The sequence below is a fragment of the Stenotrophomonas sp. PvP093 genome (genome assembly GCF_017876915.1).
GTDB classification, from domain to species: domain Bacteria; phylum Pseudomonadota; class Gammaproteobacteria; order Xanthomonadales; family Xanthomonadaceae; genus Stenotrophomonas; species Stenotrophomonas muris.
Genome location: NZ_JAGIOX010000004.1, coordinates 1,103,761 through 1,120,193 on the forward strand (window position 1 = coordinate 1,103,761; position 16,433 = coordinate 1,120,193).

General features: G+C 67.6%; 14 protein-coding genes. 10 read left to right on the forward strand and 4 right to left on the reverse strand.

Annotation, left to right across the window (positions count from 1 at the left end):
• Nucleotides 1-38 precede the first annotated feature (38 nt).
• Together ybaL and J3A72_RS07680 are read right to left on the reverse strand one after the other, a co-directional pair.
• Nucleotides 39-1,736: a YbaL family putative K(+) efflux transporter gene (gene ybaL, locus J3A72_RS07675; protein ID WP_075075721.1), complete on the reverse strand. Its 1,698-nt coding sequence runs from the start codon at nt 1,734-1,736 to the stop codon at nt 39-41.
• 200 nt (nt 1,737-1,936) lie between these two features.
• Nucleotides 1,937-4,324, reverse strand: a complete 2,388-nt coding sequence (locus J3A72_RS07680) for a TonB-dependent receptor (protein WP_075075722.1) — start codon at nt 4,322-4,324, stop codon at nt 1,937-1,939.
• 334 nt (nt 4,325-4,658) lie between these two features.
• Here J3A72_RS07680 and J3A72_RS07685 point away from each other — a divergent pair, with 334 nt between their 5' ends.
• Nucleotides 4,659-6,524, forward strand: coding sequence for an ABC-F family ATP-binding cassette domain-containing protein (locus J3A72_RS07685; protein ID WP_032958937.1), 1,866 nt, complete (start codon nt 4,659-4,661; stop codon nt 6,522-6,524).
• 76 nt (nt 6,525-6,600) lie between these two features.
• Here the strand turns inward: J3A72_RS07685 and ampR are convergent, their stop codons facing one another.
• Nucleotides 6,601-7,467 (reverse strand): LysR family transcriptional regulator AmpR, encoded by an 867-nt coding sequence (ampR, locus tag J3A72_RS07690; RefSeq protein ID WP_053461166.1) that lies wholly within the window; start codon nt 7,465-7,467, stop codon nt 6,601-6,603.
• A 174-nt stretch (nt 7,468-7,641) separates the two neighbouring features.
• Here ampR and blaL2 point away from each other — a divergent pair, with 174 nt between their 5' ends.
• The 3 genes from blaL2 (at nt 7,642) to J3A72_RS07705 (ending at nt 10,549) form a co-directional block, all read left to right on the forward strand.
• Nucleotides 7,642-8,553: a L2 family extended-spectrum class A beta-lactamase gene (gene blaL2, locus J3A72_RS07695; protein ID WP_075075723.1), complete on the forward strand. Its 912-nt coding sequence runs from the start codon at nt 7,642-7,644 to the stop codon at nt 8,551-8,553.
• An 86-nt stretch (nt 8,554-8,639) separates the two neighbouring features.
• On the forward strand, nt 8,640-9,854 hold the full coding sequence (locus J3A72_RS07700) for a cation:proton antiporter (RefSeq protein WP_032958940.1): 1,215 nt from the start codon (nt 8,640-8,642) through the stop codon (nt 9,852-9,854).
• Between the two features lie 53 nt (nt 9,855-9,907).
• Nucleotides 9,908-10,549 (forward strand): hypothetical protein, encoded by a 642-nt coding sequence (locus tag J3A72_RS07705; protein WP_049406173.1) that lies wholly within the window; start codon nt 9,908-9,910, stop codon nt 10,547-10,549.
• A 99-nt stretch (nt 10,550-10,648) separates the two neighbouring features.
• Here the strand turns inward: J3A72_RS07705 and J3A72_RS07710 are convergent, their stop codons facing one another.
• Nucleotides 10,649-11,383, reverse strand: coding sequence for a DUF3011 domain-containing protein (locus J3A72_RS07710; protein WP_032958942.1), 735 nt, complete (start codon nt 11,381-11,383; stop codon nt 10,649-10,651).
• A gap of 158 nt (nt 11,384-11,541) precedes the next feature.
• Between J3A72_RS07710 and aspS the strand changes: the two genes are divergently transcribed.
• The 6 genes from aspS to ruvC all read left to right on the forward strand — a co-directional run bounded on the left by aspS (nt 11,542) and on the right by ruvC (nt 16,429).
• Nucleotides 11,542-13,293 carry an aspartate--tRNA ligase gene (gene aspS / locus J3A72_RS07715; protein ID WP_075075724.1) on the forward strand — a complete coding sequence of 584 codons (1,752 nt, stop codon included), beginning with the start codon at nt 11,542-11,544 and terminating at the stop codon, nt 13,291-13,293.
• 16 nt (nt 13,294-13,309) lie between these two features.
• Nucleotides 13,310-13,633 (forward strand): hypothetical protein, encoded by a 324-nt coding sequence (locus J3A72_RS07720; protein ID WP_014648168.1) that lies wholly within the window; start codon nt 13,310-13,312, stop codon nt 13,631-13,633.
• A gap of 31 nt (nt 13,634-13,664) precedes the next feature.
• Entirely contained in the window at nt 13,665-14,186 is a 522-nt protein-coding gene (locus tag J3A72_RS07725) for a GNAT family N-acetyltransferase (RefSeq protein ID WP_075075725.1), read from the forward strand.
• 75 nt (nt 14,187-14,261) lie between these two features.
• Nucleotides 14,262-14,894: an alpha/beta fold hydrolase gene (locus J3A72_RS07730; RefSeq protein WP_032958946.1), complete on the forward strand. Its 633-nt coding sequence runs from the start codon at nt 14,262-14,264 to the stop codon at nt 14,892-14,894.
• A 176-nt stretch (nt 14,895-15,070) separates the two neighbouring features.
• Nucleotides 15,071-15,802 carry a YebC/PmpR family DNA-binding transcriptional regulator gene (locus J3A72_RS07735; RefSeq protein WP_014648165.1) on the forward strand — a complete coding sequence of 244 codons (732 nt, stop codon included), beginning with the start codon at nt 15,071-15,073 and terminating at the stop codon, nt 15,800-15,802.
• 105 nt (nt 15,803-15,907) lie between these two features.
• Nucleotides 15,908-16,429: a crossover junction endodeoxyribonuclease RuvC gene (gene ruvC, locus J3A72_RS07740; RefSeq protein ID WP_014648164.1), complete on the forward strand. Its 522-nt coding sequence runs from the start codon at nt 15,908-15,910 to the stop codon at nt 16,427-16,429.
• The last annotated feature ends 4 nt before the right edge of the window (nt 16,430-16,433 follow it).

Here is a 16,433-nt window from a genome sequence, read left to right on the forward strand (position 1 = left end):
CAGGTGCAGGGCTGCAAGCCCTGCCGCACGCACACCCCTCACACCACCGGGATGCTGTGCTGCCCCAGGTTCCGGTACGGCGGCGTGGACATGATCATCTCCGCCAGCGAATACGCCAGCTCGCGCTCGGCCATCACCGTGCCATCGGCGCCGTGCTCCAGCAGATGCTTCACCTCGGCATCGCTGTGCGCGCGCGCCAGCAGGGTCAGGTCCGGATTGATCGCCCGCAGCTTGGCCAGCGCCTCACCGGCTTCCAGCGGCTGCGGAATCGCCAGCACCGCGATCTTGGCGCGCTCCGGATGGGCCTCGGCCAGCACCCGGTCGGCGGCGGCACTGCCGCGGATCGCCGCCAGGCCCTTGGCATGTGCCCGCTCGACGTGTTCCTTGTTGTCATCGATCACCAGCACCGGCACGCCACGGTCGCGCAGCACCTGCGCCAGTTCGCTGCCGACGCGGCCGTAACCGATCACGATGGCGTGGTCATGCAGGTCGCGCGACGGGCCGATCGCTTCGGGCGGCTCGGGTACCTGCGGAGACTGCTCCTGCTTGGCCTGCCAACGGTCCAGCAGGCCGAACACCAGCGGGTTGAGCATGATCGACACCAGCGCGCCGGCCAGCACCAGCGACTGGCCTTCCTTCGGCAGGATCTGCAGCGCCACGCCGAGGCCGGCGATGATGAAGGCGAACTCGCCGATCTGCGCCAGGCTGGCCGAGATGGTCAGCGCGGTGCTGGTCGGGTGGCCGAACGCACGCACGATGAAGAATGCCGCCGCCGACTTGCCGAACATGATGATGGCGACGGTGGCCAGCACCTGCCACGGATGCTGGACGAGGATGTTGGGGTCGAACAGCATGCCGACCGACACAAAGAACAGCACCGCGAACGCATCGCGCAGCGGCAACGAATCATGCGCGGCCTTGTGGCTCAGCTCCGATTCGTTGAGCAGCATGCCGGCGAAGAACGCGCCCAGCGCGAACGAGACGCCGAACAGCATCGCCGAGCCGAACGCCACGCCCAGCGCGATCGCCAGCACCGACAGGGTGAACAGCTCACGCGAACCGGTACCGGCGATGCGCTCGAGGATCCACGGGATGACCCGCCGACCGACCACCAGCATCACCGCCACGAACAGGCCCAGCTGCACGAAGGTCCAGCCGATGTCGGCCAGCACGCTGCCGAGCGAGTGCGATTCCTTGGCCGCGTCAGGACCGAACACACCGGCCATCACCGGCATCATCACCAGCGCCAGCACACAGGCCAGGTCTTCCACGATCAGCCAGCCGACCGCGATCTTGCCGCGCATCGTTTCCAGCAGGCGGCGTTCCTCCATCGCCCGCAGCAGCACCACGGTACTGGCGGTGGCCAGCGAGAAACCGAAGATGACGCCATGGATGGCCGGCCAGCCCATCAGCGAGGCCACGCCCCAGCCGAGCAGGGTGGCCACCGCGATCTGGCCAATGGCGCCGGGAATGGCGATCGCCTTGACCGCCATCAGGTCCTTCAGCGAGAAGTGCAGGCCGACGCCGAACATCAGCAGCATGACGCCCAGTTCGGCCAGCTGGTTGGCCAGCGCCTGGTCGGCGACGAAGCCGGGAGTGAACGGGCCTACGCAGATGCCAGCAACCAGGTAACCGACCAAGGGAGACAAGCGGAGCTTGTTGGCCAGCGCGCCGAAGATGAAGGCGAGCCCCAGGCCAACGGCAACGATGTTGATCAGGTCGGTGTCATGGTGCATCGGCACTCGCAGAAAGCAGGGGGATACCCCGATTTTCACCGAAGCGGCCAGATACGGCAAACCCGCCGTCCACGTGCCGTGGCCGGCGGGTTTGTCCACGCATTTCTCCTCTACCCCCGCCATCGGCGCGCCCCTTCAACAAGAAGGGGCGCTCCTCCAGACGCGGCCCGGGTATGCCGGCCAGCGGCCGGCACTACCCCTTACCAGGTGTACTTGATCCGCCCGTACACATACGCGCCGTTGAAGCCGAACGGCGAGTAGTTGCTGTACGGCAGCATGCCGAAGGTGGAGTTCTGCAGGTCCTCGGTGCGGTCCGGGTACTTGTCCAGCAGGTTGTCGGCACCCACGGTCAGGGTCCAGTTGCTGCTGGGCTTGTAGCTGGCCGAGGCATCCACCACCCAGGCGTCGCCGTAGGTCTGGTCACGCAGCGCGGTGGCCGAGTTGCGCACGGTGAATTTGCCGTAGCGGGTGGCGGCCAGGCCCAGTTCCCAGTGGTCCGAGCGCCAGGTGCCGCTCAGGATCGCCTTGTCGCGCGGGTAGCTGTCCTCGATGCGGCCAATTTCATCGCGACCGATCAGCGACTGGGTCAGGCCCAGCGTGCCGAACACCGGCGGGGTGCCGCCAACGCGGCGCACTTCGGTGTCGTTGTAGCTGTATGCCGCGGTCAGCTCCAGGCTGCTGGCGTTGAACGGCACCGTGTAGCTGGACACGAAGTCGACGCCACGGGTGCGCGTATCCAGGCCGTTGGTGAAGTAGGAGAACGCGGTCACCTGCGGCAGGCCCAGGGTGCCCAGCAGCGCGCTGGTGGCCGCGTTGGTGGTGATGCTGGACGACAATGCGATGCGGTCATCGATGTCGATCTGGTAAGCGTCGACGGTGATATACAGGCGGTCGACCGGCTGCAGCACCAGGCCCAGGCTGTAGGAGGTGGAAGTTTCGGCCTTCAGCGGCGAGGCGCCCAGCGCCTGCGCGGCCGGGCTGGTGGTCGGGAAGGTGCCACGCTCGACGAATACGCCATTGAGGAACTGGCTGGTGACCGCCTGGTAGCCCTGCTGCGCCAGCGAGGGCGCACGGAAACCACTGGAGGCGGTGGCCCGCAGCGCCACCTTGTCGGTGAACGCGTAGCGCGCCGACAGCTTGCCCGAGAAGCGGTCGCCGAAGTCCGAATAGTCTTCGTAGCGGCCGGTGATGCCGGCCGAGAACTTCTCGGTCAGGTCCGCTTCCAGGCCGGCGTAGACCGCGTAGTTGTGGCGGTCGGCATGCACTTCATTGGTCGGGGTGAAGCCCGCGAAGCCCTGCGCGCCGCTGCCGGTGTACGAGTTCAGTTCGCCCGGGTTCTGGTCCCACTTCTCCTTGCGGTACTCACCACCGAAGGACAGCGTGACCGGGTAGGCCAGGCCCCAGTCCAGCGACTTGGTCAGGTCGGCATTGAAGATGTCCTGCTGGTACTTCAGCGTGCCGTCGTAGAACGAGCGCGGGCTGGTTGCGCCGAGGCTGTAGTTGATGCTGTTGCGGGTGTGGAAGTCCAGGGTGTTCTCGCCGTGATTCAGGCTCAGGTCCCAGGTCCAGCCGTTGTCGGTGTTGCCCTTGACCCCGGCCACCAGCGAGCGGTCCTTGGAGTACTGGTTGATCTCCGGCACGAAGCCGTCCGGATAGGTCTGCGCCAGCAGCGCGCTCTGCCCGTTGTGGTTGCGCGAGCGGTAGAACGCGAACGAGGTGATGTCGCGGTTGCTGAGCAGCGCGCTGGCGTAGCCGGTCGCGTGGTCGCTGAAATCGAAGCTGGCGTTGGCCGACGCAGCGGTGGCATCCACGCGCGGGTCGCCGACGATGAAGGTCTTCTGGCCGATGCTGGGGAAGTTGCCGGTATTCGGGGTGGTACCGCGGTACGGGCCGGCGCGGTTGCTCTCGTCCTGCTGGCTGATCTGGCCGGCCACATGCACGCGGCCACGGCCGTTGCCGAACTCGACGCCGGTATCGCCGGAAAGCTGGTACTTGTTGCCGTCACCAGCCGAGTACTGGCCGTAGTCCACCGCCAGGCTGCCGCCACGGCCGCTGCCCTTGAGCACGATGTTGATGACGCCGGCGATGGCGTCCGAGCCGTACTGCGCCGAGGCACCGTCGCGCAGCACTTCCACGCGCTCGATGGCGGCGATCGGGATCGCGTTGATGTCCACCGCCGACGAACCACGGCCGATGCTGCCGTTGACGTTGATCATCGCCGAGGTGTGGCGGCGCTTGCCGTTGACCAGCACCAGCACCTGGTCCGGCGACAGGCCGCGCAGCTGCGCCGGGCGCACGCCGCTGGTGCCGTCGGTCAGCGCCGGGCGCGGGAAGTTCAGCGAGGGCAGGGCGCGCGACAGTGCGGTGGCCAGTTCACTGGTACCGGTGGACTGCAGCACTTCGGGGGTGATGATGTCGATCGGCGACTGCGATTCGGCGACCGTGCGGTCGGCCACGCGGGTGCCGGTGACGATCACCGTGTCCAGGGTGTTGGCGGCGGTGCCGGCCTGCTGTGCAGCGGCGACGAACGGAGAGCCACCGAGTGCGACAGCGACGGCGGCGGCGATCAGGCGGGTCTTGCGGGTCATCGGGATGGGCTCCGGTTGGCGGGGGCGGCACCGGAATCGACATCACGAGCGTGAGGCGGACGGCGGTTGTTGCGGTGCGCAATACAGCAATTAACGGGATATTCAGTGCCTGTCAAATGCCAGGCGTCAGAAAAAACGTTGCAGCAGCAACCATTTAGCCCGGATCAGCGCTGGCAGGAAGGGACCCCGGGACGCGCGCGGCGGGGACGTGGGAGAGAGGAACGTCGGCCACTGCGCATCCCGGGACGCGTCAAGTATTCGTTAACGCTAGAATTGCGTCGCAGGAACAGTGCTCACCAGCACATTCCATCCGGTTATATGGACCCCTCCCCCGATGATCTCCCTTCGTAATTTCGCCTTGCGCCGCGGCGAGCGGCTGCTGTTGTCCAATGTCGACCTGACCCTGCACGCCGGTTACCGGGTAGGTGTGGTCGGCCGCAACGGTGCTGGCAAGTCCAGCCTGTTCGCGGCGGTGAAGGGCGAGCTGGAGGCCGACAAGGGTGACGTCGACCTGCCCGGCAAGGTGCGCATCGCCAGCGTGGCCCAGGAAACCCCGTCGCTGCCGGATCCGGCGCTGAGCTTCGTGCTGGGCGGCGATACCGAGGTGGCCGCGGTGCTGGCCGAAGAGGCCGAGGCGACCGCGCGCGAAGACTGGGAGGCGGTGGCCAACGCGCACACCAAGATGGCCGAGATGGGGGCCTACGACGCCGAAGCGCGTGCCGGCAAGCTGCTGCACGGCCTCGGCTTCCCTGCCGAGACGCACCACCGTGCGGTGTCCTCGTTCTCCGGCGGCTGGCGCGTGCGCCTGAATCTGGCCCGCGCGCTGATGATGCCCAGCGACCTGCTGCTGCTCGACGAACCGACCAACCACCTGGATCTGGACGCGGTGTACTGGCTGGAACAGTGGCTGCTGAAGTACCCCGGCACCCTGCTGCTGATCTCGCATGACCGCGAGTTCCTCGACAACGTGGCCACCCACACCCTGCACCTGCATGGCGGCGGCGCCAAGCTCTACCCGGGCGGCTACACCGATTTCGAGCGCCAGCGCGCCGAACAGCTGCGCCAGCAGCAGATCGCGCACGAGAAGGAACAGGCCGAGCGCGCCCACCTGCAGAGCTTCATCGACCGCTTCAAGGCGCAGGCCAGCAAGGCCGCGCAGGCGCAGAGCCGCATGAAGCGCCTGGCCAAGCTGGCCGGCACCGAAGCGGTGCGCGCCGAGCGTGAGTTCCGCATCGAGTTCGCGCCGCCGGCGAAGCTGCCGTTCTCGCTGATCCGCCTGAACCACGTCGAGGCCGGCTACGGCAAGGACGCGGTGATCCTGCACAACGTCGGCTTCGGCCTGGAAGCGGGACAGCGCATCGGCCTGCTCGGCCCGAACGGTGCGGGCAAGACCACCTTGGTGAAGACCCTGGTGGGCGAGCTGGCGCCGATCGTTGGCGAGCGCATGGCGCATCCGGACCTGAAGATTGGCTACTTCGCCCAGCACACGGTGGAGTCGCTGCACGAAGGCCAGTCGCCGATGGAGCACTTCCGCGAGATCGCCCCGGACGCACCGAACCAGTCGTTCCGCGATTTCCTCGGCAAGTGGAACTTCCCGGGCGACCGTGCATTCGAGCCGGTCGATGGGTTCTCCGGTGGCGAGCGCGCGCGCCTGGCGCTGGCGCTGATCGCCTGGCAGCAGCCGAACGTGCTGCTGCTGGACGAACCGACCAACCACCTTGACTTGGAAATGCGCGAAGCACTGGCCGAAGCGCTGGCCACCTTCGAAGGCGCGATCGTGATGGTCTCGCATGACCGCCACCTCATCGGCCTGGTCTGCGATACCTATTGGCGCGTGGCCGATGGTGTGGTCGAACCGTTCGATGGCGACCTGGACGCGTACGCCGCGTGGCTGCGCACCCGCCCGCAGGCGCAGGGCACCAAGGCGCGCATGGAGCAGGTGGAAGAGCCGGTGGTGGTCAAGACCGCACCGGTGGCGCAGGTGGTGCAGAAGAAGCCGGTGAACCCACACAAGCTGGCGGCTGCCGAGGCCAAGGTGGCCGAACTGGAGAGCGCGCTGGCCGAGCTCGACCGCCAGCTGGCCGACCCGGCCAACTATGCCGATGCCACCCGCATGGCGGTGATCGGCCGCGACCGCGAAACCACCGCCGCGCAGCTGGAGAAAGCCGAAGCGGCGTGGATGGAGCTGCTGGAGTCCTGATCACGCAAAAAAGGGGACGGAGGGGATTAAGTCGTTTGTGCCACAAACGACTTAATCCCCTCCGTCCCCTTTTTTGTTACGTGCCCTGCGCCTGCAGCCACTCGCGGAAGCGCTTGGCTGGTTCGCGCTCGGCGCGCGAGCGCAGCCGCGTCAGCCAGTAGCGGCCCAGCTCCAAGGTGGTGCCGAAGGGCTGCAGCAGGCGGCCTTCGGCCAGTTCCTGCTCGAACATGCGCAAGGGCAGCAAGGCCACACCGGCGCCCCCGGCGGCGGCCATCGCCACCGTCAGTGAGGAATCGAACACCGGCCCGCGGGCTTCCACGCCGCTCACCCCGGCCGCCTGCAACCAGCGCGGCCATTCGTCGCTGCGGTAGGAACGCAACAACGGCAGTGTGGCGAGGTCGCGCGGTTGCTTCAGCCGCCGCGCCAATGCCGGTGCGCACAGCGGCGCGAACGGGGCATCCAGGATCGCCGTGCAGGCCTGTCCCTGCCAGTCGCCATCACCGAAGCGGATCGCCAGGTCCAGCCCTTCGCCGGCCAGGTCGATGCGGTTGTTGTGGGTCTGCAGGCGCAGCTCGATGTCCGGGTGCGCCGCCTCGAACGCCGCCAGCCGTGGCAGCAGCCAGCCGGTGGCGAAGGTGCCGACCACGCCCAGCGTCAGTACTTCCCGGGCCGGCCCGCCGGTGTAGCGCGCAATGCTGGCGGAGATGCGTTCAAACGACTCGTTGAGCACCGGATACAGCGCGGCGCCCTCGTCGGTGAGCGCCACGCCGCGTGGGAGGCGATGGAACAGGCGGATGCCAAGTCGGTCCTCCAGCCCACGGATCTGATGGCTCAGCGCGGCCTGGCTGACACACAGCTCCAGCGCGGCACGGGTGAAGTTCTGGTGGCGGGCGGCGGCCTCGAAGGCGCGCAGCGCGTTCAGGGGCAGGGTAGGGTGCAACATCGCGCAGTCGTGAGCTGGAGTGATGGCTGATCCTAACGCTTCAACGATTGATTTCGGAAAATTAAGGGGTTGAACGCGTCAGGCATTAATTCACTTCATACCTCCTGTTGATTTTTTGCGCTGGTCGCCCCCGATAGCGGCTTCAATAATCGAGCGGTCCCCAGGAGAACCCGTATGCTCGCCCGTCGCCGATTCCTGCAGTTCAGTGGTGCTGCCGTGGCTTCCTCGCTTGCCCTGCCGCTGCTGGCACGTGCTGCGGGCAAGACCACCGCCAACGCACCCACCGATGCCACCCTCACCGCCGCCGCTGACTTCGCCGCGCTGGAAAAGGCCTGCGCCGGGCGCCTCGGCGTGACCCTGCTGGACACTGCCAGCGGTCGCCGTTTCGGCCATCGCCAGGACGAGCGCTTCCCGATGTGCAGCACTTTCAAGAGCATGCTGGCGGCCACCGTGCTCAGCCAGGCCGAGCGCACGCCGGCATTGCTGGACACCCGCGTGCCGGTGCGCGACGCCGATCTGCTCTCGCACGCACCGGTCACCCGCCGCCATGCAGGCAAGGACATGACGGTGCGCGATCTGTGCCGTGCCACGATCATCACCAGCGACAACACCGCCGCCAACCTGCTGTTCGGCGTGGTCGGTGGCCCGCCCGCAGTGACCGCGTTCCTGCGCGCGAGCGGTGATGCGGTGAGCCGCAGTGACCGGCTGGAGCCGGAGCTGAACAGCTTTGCCGAGGGCGATCCACGCGATACCACCACGCCGGCGGCGATGGCCATGACCCTGCAGCGCGTGATGATGGGTGAGGTGCTGCAACCGGCTTCGCGGCAGCAGCTGGCCGACTGGCTGATTGACAACGAAACCGGTGATGCCTGCCTGCGTGCGGGCCTCGGCAAGCGCTGGCGCGTTGGCGACAAGACCGGCAGCAACGGTGAAGACGCGCGCAACGACATCGCCGTGCTGTGGCCACTGGCCGGCGGCGCACCGTGGGTGCTGACGGCTTATCTGCAGGCAGGTGCGATCAGCTACGAGCAACGCGCTAGCGTGCTGGCACAGGTGGGGCGCATTGCCGATCGCCTGATCGGATGAGGTAACCGGGAGTCATCCAGAAACGGCTTGCCGGATCGGTCGGGCACGCGCATCCTGCGCGCGTTCGAACCCCACGGAAGACCCCGATGAGCCATGAGTTGATCTACCTGCTGCTGATCTTCGCGCTGCTGGTGATCCCGCGCGCACTGCAGCGCTTCAGCCTGCCGGCGCCGTTGACCTGCCTGCTGTTCGGCATCATCGGCATGCTCTGGCTGGGCGACCAGGCACACGACGCGGTGATCGGCCTGCTGGCCACGCTGGGCATTTCCTCGCTGTTCCTGTTCGCGGGCCTGGAAGTGGATCTGCAGGCGCTGCGGCGTGGCATGTGGCCGCTGCTGGCGCACCTGGTGATCCGTACCGGCACGCTGTTCGGCGTGGGCTGGCTGGCCTGGCGCTATGCGGGGCTGCCATGGCAGGCCGCTGGGCTGCTGGCGCTGGCGCTGCTGACGCCCTCCACCGGCTTCATCATGGATTCGCTGTCGCGGCTGGGCCTGAGCGAGGACGAGAGGTTCTGGGTCACCAGCAAGGCCATCGCCGGCGAACTGCTGGCGCTGGCGGCGTTGTTCATCGTGCTGCAGGCCGGCGACCCGGGCCACATGGCGCTGTCCAGCCTGGCCCTGCTGGCGATGATGATCGGCCTGCCGCTGCTGTTCATCGCGCTGGGCCGCTGGGTGGCGCCGCACGCGCCGGGCTCGGAGTTCTCGCTGCTGGTGATGGTCGGCATGGTGGCGGCGTACATCACCTATCTGCTGGGCGTGTATTACCTCGTGGGCGCGTTCATCGCCGGCCTGGTCGCGCGCCTGCTGCACCAGCGCATGCCGCTGCTGGCCTCGCACGAGAACCTGCACGCGCTGCGCCTGTTCGCCTCGTTCTTCGTGCCATTCTATTTCTTCAATGCCGGCACCAAGGTGCCCAGCGAAGCCCTCAGTTTCGAGGCGCTGGGGCTGGGCATCGTGATCACCCTGGTGGTGCTGCCGCTGCGCATCGGCGTGGTCTGGCTGCAGCGCCGGGTGATGTTCGGCGAGAGCTTCCGCAGCAGCCTGCGCGTCTCGCTGGCGCTGGCCCCGACCCTGATCTTCACCCTGGTGCTGGCGGCGATCATGCGCGAGCGTTTCCAGATTCCGGCGGTGCTGTTCGGCGCGCTGCTGCTGTACGCCGCACTGACCACACTGTTGCCGTCGCTGGTGTTCCGCACACCCTTCGACGTCGATCCGGTGGAGCAGGAGCCGGCGGGCGAGGGCGAGTCCGCGCCGGTAGCGGCCACCGAGACGCGGCCGGAACCTCACATCGCCGAACGTTGACCGGTTGCCGCGCGCGGTTTGCGCCCGTCGGCCATGGCCGTTAGGGTTGGGGCATGAAACTGCCTGCCGTTGTCACCGCTTCCGCCCTCCTGCTCAGCCTCGCTGCCTGCTCGCAGCGTTCCGATACGGTCGCGCATGATCTGGCGACCGCACCGGCCGATGCCTTCATGGCTGCCATCGCCGCGCATTGCGGCCAGGCCTATGAGGGCCGGGTGGTGGAGGACACGCCGGCACCGACCGGCAAGGACCCGTTCGCCGGCCAGCGCCTGGTCATGCATGTGCGCGGCTGTGCCGACCCCGCCCATGAACTGCGGATTCCCTTCCATGTGGGGGATGACCATTCGCGCACCTGGGTGCTGACCCGCACCGGAAACGGCCTGCGCCTGAAACACGATCATCGCCACGAAGACGGTAGCCCCGACGCGATCACCCTCTATGGCGGCGACAGCACGCCACCGGGCACCGCCGAGCGCCAGCGGTTCCCAGCCGACTCCGATTCGGTGGCGATGTTCCGTCGTGCCGACATGCTGGCCTCCACGCACAACACCTGGGCGATGGAGATCGACCCCGACCAGACTTTCGTCTACGAACTGACGCGCCCGGAAGGCCGCCGTTTCCGCGTGAAGTTCGACCTGAGCAAGCCGGTCGAGCTGCCGCCCGCACCGTGGGGCGACGAGAAGGCGCCAGCACCCTGATCTTCGGGTCGGATCCCTCCTGCGGAGGGTCCGACCCGGTCACTGCATGAACCCACGGGTCAGAGCCCTGGCCGTCGGCCAGGGATCCGACCCCGGGGCTCAGCGCGCGCTGAAGCGTGCGCGGCAGCCGTTGCTCACCCACACCTGGCCGCGTGCATAGCCCCAGCTGCGGCCTTCCTGGCAGGCACTGCCGGACAGCTGCTGCTGCAGCACCGGCCGGCCCTGGCGCTCATCCCAGTCGCAGTTCTGCGTGCGGTTGTTGTTGCTGCTGCAGGTGATCGAATAATTGCTGTTGCCGCCGCCCCAGCCACCGCCGCCGCCCCAGCCGCGGGCCTCGGCGAACTCGGCGCGGCAGCCGTTGCTGACCCAGACCGCGCCGTTGCGCACGCCCCAGGTGCGGCCTTCATCGCAGGGGCTGCCGGACAGCTGGCGGACCAGGCGGGCGTTGCGCCAGCCGACCGGGCAGCTGCGCTCACGGTTGCTCTGGCTCTCGCAGCGGATGGTTTCGCCGGGACGGCCGTTGTTGCCGCCCCAGCCACCGCCATTGCCACCGCCCCAGCCGCCGCGGGCTTCAACGAACTCGGCGCGGCAGCCATTGCTGACCCAGATGCTGCCATTGCGGCTGCCCCAGGTGCGGCCCTCGTCGCAGGCGCTGCCGGACAGCTGGCGGACCAGCTGCGCATTGCGCCAGCCGGTGCTGCAGACACGTTCACGGTTGTTCTGGCTTTCGCAGCGGATTACCCCGTCCTGCGCAGCGGCCGGAGCAGAGGGCAGGGCGAGCACGGCCAGAGTGCTCAGGGTCACGGCCAGGCTGGCCAGGGACAACGATTTCATGGCGGCATCCCATACGGTGGCAGGTGCCCGACTATAGGGACCGGGGCGATCAAGCCGGCGTGACTGCCCGGATTTGCCCCGGCCGGGGCCTCGGCCGCAGAATACGAGGCTTTCCGGCCCCCATCCGGTGCCGGCGTTCTCCAGCGGAGCTTCCCCCCATGCGTACCCACTTCTGCGGCCTGGTCGACGAGACCCTGATTGGCCAGACTGTCACCCTCGCCGGCTGGACCGACGTGGCCCGTAACCAGGGCGGCGTCTGCTTCATCGATCTCCGCGATCATGAAGGCATCGTGCAGGTGACCGTGGAGGTCGACAACGCCGACGTGTTCGCCGTGGCCGCGTCGCTGGGCTATGAGGACGTGCTGCAGGTGGAGGGCGTCGTGCGCGCCCGCCACGCGGTGAACGACAAGATGCGCACCGGCAAGGTGGAAGTGATCGCCACCGCCATCACCGTGCTGAACAAGGCCGCCCCGCTGCCGTTCCACGCCCACGAGAACCCGGGCGAGGAAACCCGCCTGAAGTACCGCTACCTGGACCTGCGCCGCCCCGAAATGCAGCGCATGCAGCGCACCCGCATCAAGCTGGTGCAGGCGCTGCGCCGCCACCTGGACGAAAAGGGCTTCCAGGACATCGAGACCCCGATCCTGACCAAGGCCACTCCGGAAGGCGCGCGCGACTTCCTGGTGCCGGCGCGCATGCATCCGGGCGAGTTCTACGCCCTGCCGCAGAGCCCGCAGCTGTTCAAGCAGATCCTGATGGTGGCCGGGTTCGACCGCTACTACCAGATCGCGCGCTGCTTCCGCGACGAGGCCCTGCGTGCCGACCGCCAGCTGGAATTCACCCAGCTGGACATGGAGTTCGCCTTCGTCCGCGAACGCGATGTGCAGGACTTCGTCGAGGACATGATCCGCGTCATCTTCAAGGAAGTGGTCGATGTCGAGCTGGATGCCAGCTTCCCGCGCATGACCTGGGCCGAGGCGATGCGTCGCTATGGTTCGGACAAGCCGGATCTGCGCATCGCGCTGGAACTGGTCGACGTGGCTGAACTGGTCAAGGACAGCGAGTTCCCGGTGTTCACCGGCCCGGCCAACGATGCCGAAGGCCGCGTCGCCGCGCTGCGCATCCCGGGCGGCGCGTCGCTGAGCCGCAAGCAGATCGACGAGTACGCCGCGCATGCCGCCAAGTACGGCGCCAAGGGCCTGGCCTACATCAAGATCGCCGACAACGGCGAAGTCAGCTCGCCGATCCAGAAGTTCTTCAGCGAAGAGCGCTTCGCCGCGCTGGTGGCCCATGTCGGTGCCGGCAACGGCGATATCGTGTTCTTCGGTGCCGGTGGCTACAACAAGGTGTCCGACTTCATGGGCGCGCTGCGCCTGAAGGCCGGCAAGGACTTTGGCCTGGTCGCCGACGGCTGGGCACCGCTGTGGGTCACCGACTTCCCGATGTTCGAGTGGGACGAGGAAGAACAGCGCTACGTCGCCCTGCATCACCCCTTCACCGCGCCGGCCGTGGACGACATCGCCGACCTGCGCGCCAATGCCCGTACCGCCGTCTCGCGCGGTTACGACATGGTGCTCAACGGCAATGAAATCGGCGGCGGTTCGATCCGTATCCACCGTCCGGACATGCAGAGCGCGGTGTTCGAGCTGCTGGGCATCGGCGCCGAAGAGGCCCGCGCCAAGTTCGGCTTCCTGCTCGACGCGCTGAACTACGGCGCGCCGCCGCACGGTGGCATCGCCTTCGGCATCGACCGCATCGCCGCGCTGATGGCCGGAACCGAGTCGATCCGCGACGTCATCCCGTTCCCGAAGACCACCGGTGCACAGGATCTGATGACCGACGCGCCGTCGCCGATCGTCGACGCGCAGCTGGCCGAAGTGCACATCCAGGTTCGCCCCAAGACCAACTGATCAGGAGATCCAGGCAATGACCGAGTTTGCGTTTTCGCTGGAGTGGGAAAAGCTGGGCAATGAAGGTTCCGAGGCCACCCTGGTCACCGAGCGTGCACGCGTGTTCGGGGGGTGGCTGGTCCGCGTCGGTACCAATCCGGCCGCGATGGCCCTGACCTTCGTCGCCGACGGCGAAGGCCGTTGGGACGGTGAAGACTTCGGCGTCGAGGACTACGAGGACGACGAAGAGGAAGAAGAGTACGACGAGGACGAGGAAGGCGAGGAAGAAGAGGACGAGGACGAAGAGGAATACGAGGAAGAGGACGAGGAAGAAGAAGCGGAATCGCCTGGAAAGGCTTGACCAGCGCTTCGCCCTGACGTCAACTTCCTGCATGTATTCGATCCGCCGCGCCACTGTGGACGACGCGCCGACCCTGTCGGCGCTGGCCGCACGCACGTTCACTGAAACCTTCGGCCATCTGTACCCGCCGCAGGACCTGCAGGCCTTCCTCGAGGAGGCCTACACGGTCGAGCGCCAGCGCGTGATCCTGTCCCACCCCGATTACGCGGTGTGGCTGCTGGAACTGGATGGGGAGGCGGTCGGCCATGCCGCCGCCGGCCCCTGTGGCCTGCCGCATCCGGATGTGAAACCCGGTGACGGCGAACTCAAGCGCCTGTACCTGGTCAAGACGCAGCAGAGCTGCGGCTGGGGCAGCCGCCTGCTGGAAACCGCGCTGGCCTGGCTGGAACGCGAAGGCCCGCGCACGTTGTGGCTGGGCGTGTGGTCGGAGAACTTCGGCGCGCAGCGCTTCTACGCCCGCTACGGCTTCGAGAAGGCCGGCGAGTACCTGTTCCCTGTCGGCGACACCCAGGACCTCGAATTCATCCTGCGCCGCGCGCCGCGCGCGGCCTGACGTTCACCGCCGCTTGCCGCGCGCGCGTGTTCAATCACCTCACGTTCCTGCCCCGCTGACCGCCAGGCTGTTTGCATGACTCCCCCCGTATTGCTGCTGCATGGCATCTGGAATGCCCGTGCCTGGGTCGGGCCACTGGCCTGGCGCCTGCGCGCGCGTGGTTTCCAGGTACACGCGTTCGGCTATCCCTCGGTGTTCGGTGGCCCCGATGTGGCAGTGCCGCAGTTGCTGGAACGTCTGGCCGACGCCGGGCCGTTGTCGCTGGTCGGTCACAGCCTGGGCGGACTGCTGGCACTGGAGGCACTGCGCCGCGATCCGCAGCTGCCAGTGCAGCGCGTGGTCTGCCTGGGCTCGCCGCTGCGCGGCAGTGGTACCGCGCGCTCGTTGTCCGATCATGGCTGGGGCCTGGCGCTGGGGCGCAGCAGCGAGCTGCTGCTGGACGGCCTGCCGGACTGGCAGGGCAAGGCCGAGGTTGGCCTGATCGCCGGTTCGGTGCCGCACGGGCTGGGCAGCCTGCTGGGCGCGATCGACGATGCGTCCGACGGCACCGTGGCCCTGGCCGAGACCCGCCTGCCGGGCCTGGCCGACCATTGCGTGGTGCGTACCAGCCACAGCGGCCTGGTGGTGTCGCCCGACGCCGCGCGGCAGACCGCGCATTTCCTGCGCCACGGCCACTTCGACCACAGCCGCGACGCGGCGGCGGCATAGGGGCAGGGGAGGCGGGGCCGCCTTGTAGCGCCGAGCCCATGCTCGGCTGCATTCCGTCGGGCCCATTGAGCCGAGCATTGGCCCGGCGCTACAACAATACGGGCCTAGACACGGTTGCAGCGCCCGATCAGGTAGAATCCGCGCCTTGATCCTGAAGCAGCCAGACGGTAGCACCCATGGGTAGAGGCCCCTCCATCGAAGCCCGCAAGAACGCGTCCGACGCGAAGCGCGGCAAGATTTTCACCAAGATCATCCGCGAGATCGGCGTTGCCGCGCGCGGCGGTGGAGGCGACCCCAACAACAACCCGCGCCTGCGCGTGGCGGTGGACAAGGGCCTGGCCGTGAACATGTCCAAGGACGTGATCGAGCGCGCCATCAAGAAGGCCACCGGTGAACTGGAAGGCGTCGACTACGAGGAAATCCGCTACGAGGGCTATGCCCCGGGTGGCGTGGCCGTGATCGTCGACTGCCTGACCGACAACCGCGTGCGCACCGTGGCCGACGTCCGCCATGCGTTCAGCAAGTGCGGCGGCAACATGGGTACCGAAGGCTCGGTGGCCTTCATGTTCAAGCGCCTGGGCGTGCTCAGCTTTGCCCCGGGTGCCGACGAAGAAGCCATCACCGAAGCAGCCATCGAGGCCGGCGCCGACGACATCGTGGTCTACCCCGATGACGGCTCGATCGACGTGGTCACCAGCCCTGACGCGTTCAATGCAGTCAAGGACGCAATGGTCGCCGCCGGGCATGTCGCCGACCACGCCGAGATCACCTTCCGCGCCGACAACGACATCAAGGTCGAAGGCGAGGTCGCCCTGCAGGTCAAGAAGCTGCTGGACATGCTCGAAGACCTGGACGACGTGCAGGACGTGTATTCCAACGCCGAACTCGGCGCCGACGCCTACGCCTGAGCCGTCCTCGACGGCCTGGGCGCGGGCCGTTGAACGGTCACCGCGGACAGTCATGAGCCCATACGCCTGCCAGCGCCCCCCGTTCCGCCCCGCCAGGAGCGCGGCATGACCCGCATCCTCGGCATCGACCCCGGTTCGCAGCGGACCGGGGTCGGCATCATCGATGTCGACGCCGCCGGCCGCGTCAGTTACGTGCACCACCAGCCGCTGGTGCTGCTGGGCGCCGACGACTTCCCGCAGCGCATGAAACTGCTGGTGCTGGGCCTGGCCGATCTGTGCCGCGAGTACCAGCCCAATGAAGTGGCCATCGAAAAGGTGTTCATGGCGCGCAATCCCGATTCGGCGCTGAAGCTGGGCCAGGCCCGCGGCGCGGCGATCTCGGCCGTGGTGCTGCGCGACCTGCCGGTGCACGAATACGCCGCCAGCGAGATCAAGCTCGCGGTGGTCGGGCGCGGTGGCGCCGAAAAGCAACAGGTTCAACACATGGTCGGGCTCATGCTCAACCTGAAAACCAAGCTGCAGGCCGACGCGGCCGACGCGTTGGCGGTGGCGATCACCCATGCCCACGTAAGGGCGACGGCCAACCGCCTGGGGCTCAGTGCCCGCCAGGCGTGGGGCCGCAAATGAGGAG